Source organism: Waterburya sp. (assembly GCF_058530065.1).
Window position 1 is genome coordinate 1 of sequence record NZ_JBZNBU010000316.1, and the last position, 3,037, is coordinate 3,037.

Consider the following 3,037-nt stretch of genomic DNA (forward strand, 5'->3'; position numbering starts at 1 on the left):
AAAGTGCGGTCTTGAGCGAGAGGGGTGGCGAGGCTTCCTCGCCATACCCAATCGAAGCTTTGGGGTCTCCCCCATGAGGAGGCACGGACTCGGAGCTTGCATCCGAGTATGGAGTGCCGTCAACTTTTTCAAGACGCGCCTTTCGGCGACGCGGGGTCTCGCCGCTTTTTTAGTGGTCAACTTTAATTGCTCTAGCCTGCGGTGCATTGTAGAGATACTAACTTTTATTCCCTTGAGGGCTTCCCAACGTTCGCATAATTCTCGCAATAATGCATCTGGCTGTTCGTTCACTAATTGCTCAACCTGCTTGAGTTCGGATTTTTTGATTATAGCCATCGCTCCCGACGACCTGAGATTTGGGTTCGATAGTTCCTGTTTCTCGATAGCGTTCGATTAATCTTTTTACAAAAGAATGACTAACTTGAAACCTTTGTGCTATTTCCCTTTGTGAACCTTCTTTGGCTTCATAGGCATTTATTACTCGTCGTCGTAAATCTATTGAATAAGGAGCAGGCATCGATAGCGATCGCATTTTCTTTTTATCTAAATGTAGATTACCATTTGTTTGGGTCTATTCAACTGAAAACTGCTGTAAATAAGTATCGTTTAAGGTGGACTTATCCTACAGGCAACAGGAATCAAATAAGGCTTGTTTGTGAATGGGAAGAGGCAATCAGAATAGCCAAGATTATTAACCGTGATATCGAATTGAACGATGTTGACCTAACCTACGCTAGATATTCTGCCAAGTATGCCCAATCTAGTTCAAATTGCTCAGAAACAACCTAATTTACACGACGCTCCCTTCGGAGAGCGCGGGCTTCTGAAAACCTCGTAAGGCACTAAATCCCAAGCCATGGCTAAAGCCCAACTATCTTTGCTCTTAGAACGACAATATAATATAGTCATCCTTATTATTGGCCGCCTTTGGTTCTACTCGGAAATTGGCAATAAACCTATGGAGTTCTGTCACTATGAAATTATTTTTGTACGACTACTTAGATGTTAATTCCAGTCTACTAAAACGATTTTGCCGATGGCATTACCTTTTTCTATACGCTGATGAACTTTTCTGAGGTTAGCAGCATTGATGGGACGAACAATATCTTGGCAAGTAGTTATCAAAGTATTGTTTTTGAGCAGTCGGCTAACTTCGTTGAGTAGTTTACCTTGTTCTGCCAGATCTTCTGTTTGATACATCGAACGAGTAAACATAAATTCCCATACTAGTTCGGCACTCTTATTTTTCAACACATCCATTGCCAGGGGCTGTTTGTTGCCAACGATGCAGCAAATCTTTCCTTGGGGTTTAATAGCTTGAGCGATCGCCTGCCAATGACCGTCTGTATCGTTTAAACACAGGATATAATCTACAGTTTTGTAACCAATTGTGGCTATTTCCTCTGCTAGATTATGACGATGATTAACTAGATGGTCTGCCCCTAGCTGTTGACACCAAGCTCTAGTTTCGGGACGAGAAGCCGATGCAATTACTTTTAATCTTGCTAGTTTTTTTGCCAGTTGAATGGCGATCGAACCTACACCACCAGCACCATTAATAATTAGGATGGTTTTTCCCTCATCTCTGCCATCTTTGTCAATTGCCAGGCGATCGAATAAGGCTTCCCAAGCGGTAATACTAGTCAGAGGCATAGCTGCTGCTTCGGCAAAATCCAGGTTTTGAGGTTTGTAGCCCACAATTCTTTCATCTACTAACTGAAATTCGCTATTACTTCCAGGACGAGTAATATCTCCTGCATAATAAACTTCATCCCCTGGGATAAACTTAGTTACTTGATCGCCAATTTCTCTGACTATTCCTGCCCCATCCCAGCCCAAAATACGAGGCTTATCTTCAACTTTGTCTTTAAGACTGCGAACTTTAGTATCGACGGAGTTAACAGAGATTGCCTTAACTTCTACCAATAAATCCGATCCTGTAGCTATCGGGCGATCTATTTCTAGATCCTGCAAACTATTGTCATTTTCAATCGGTAAGTACTTTGTTAAACCAATTGCTTTCATCGTTTACTCCTCTTACTTATTGTTTACTGCTTGTTTAATTGCCTCCAGCATACTAAGAGGTAAATTAAATTGATTTAACTGCCATTTTTCTAGTTCGGGATGGTCTGGATCGTAACCGTGATAGTCAGTACCTCCCGTAATTAATAGATTATATTGTTGGCAAAGTTCTTGGAGTTGCTTGACTTTATTGTTGCCATGATGGGGATGGAATACTTCTAAACCCATTAAACCTGCCTCAATTAGTATGGGTAATACTTCTGGAACTTTTCCGCCTCGAAATAAAAAAGGATGCGCCCAAACTGGTATGCCACCACAAGCACGAATTAATTCTATTCCTTCTTGGGCGGTAAACTTCTCATAATGGACATATGCTTGGCAATCTTCACCAATAAAACGTTCAAAAGCTTCTTGAGAAGAGTTTACATAACCCGCTTTTACCATGGCACTAGCAATATGGGGACGACCCAAAGCCATATTTCCCTCAAGATTGGTTAATTCTAAGGGATAACCCATTACTGCCAAATTTTCGATCATTTTCTTGGCTCTGCGTTTTCTTCCTGCTAAACGCTCGGCTAAAGGTTCAGCTAATAATTCTTTTTGGGGATAATAGCCTAAAATATGAAGCGATCGCCCGTTATATACCGTACTCAGTTCTACCCCTGGTACTATTTCGATGTCATGCTCCACTGCTGCTGCGATCGCATCATCCCAACCGTGTAATGTATCGTGGTCGGTAATTGCTAAAGCTTTAACTCCCGCTCTTACTGCTTTTTCTACTAGTTCTTGGGGTGTAAAGATACCATCGGAATAGGTGGTGTGGGCGTGTAATTCGATCATGGGTAATTGACTTTAGTTAATAGTTGCTGGTCAAACGGGGCTTTTTTGACTGAGATAGAGGAGATTATTATTTTAGCTATTAAATATAGACTTCTGGCAGAGATTGGCGAACCCGATTTTACTGCGTTTTTCACATGGGTAGACCACATAATTAAACTTTAAAAACTAAGAACTA

The 3,037-nt window shown here is 41.5% G+C and carries 3 protein-coding genes; all 3 read right to left on the bottom strand.

The annotated features are described in order from the left end of the window. Positions 1-298 precede the first annotated feature (298 nt). Complete coding sequence (locus AC33VI_RS18760) at positions 299-517, bottom strand: helix-turn-helix domain-containing protein (RefSeq protein WP_491783783.1); 219 nt, start codon at positions 515-517, stop codon at positions 299-301. Between the two features lie 488 nt (positions 518-1,005). Next, positions 1,006-2,025 carry a zinc-binding alcohol dehydrogenase family protein gene (locus AC33VI_RS18765; RefSeq protein WP_491783784.1) on the bottom strand — a complete coding sequence of 340 codons (1,020 nt, stop codon included), beginning with the start codon at positions 2,023-2,025 and terminating at the stop codon, positions 1,006-1,008. A 12-nt stretch (positions 2,026-2,037) separates the two neighbouring features. Next, positions 2,038-2,862: a PHP domain-containing protein gene (locus AC33VI_RS18770; RefSeq protein ID WP_491783785.1), complete on the bottom strand. Its 825-nt coding sequence runs from the start codon at positions 2,860-2,862 to the stop codon at positions 2,038-2,040. Positions 2,863-3,037: the final 175 nt, after the last annotated feature.

Coding starts and splice junctions, on each gene's coding strand:
- AC33VI_RS18760 (WP_491783783.1), bottom strand. CDS start 517: ATGCCTGCTCCTTATTCAATAGATTTACGACGACGAGTAATAAATGCC.
- AC33VI_RS18765 (WP_491783784.1), bottom strand. CDS start 2,025: ATGAAAGCAATTGGTTTAACAAAGTACTTACCGATTGAAAATGACAAT.
- AC33VI_RS18770 (WP_491783785.1), bottom strand. CDS start 2,862: ATGATCGAATTACACGCCCACACCACCTATTCCGATGGTATCTTTACA.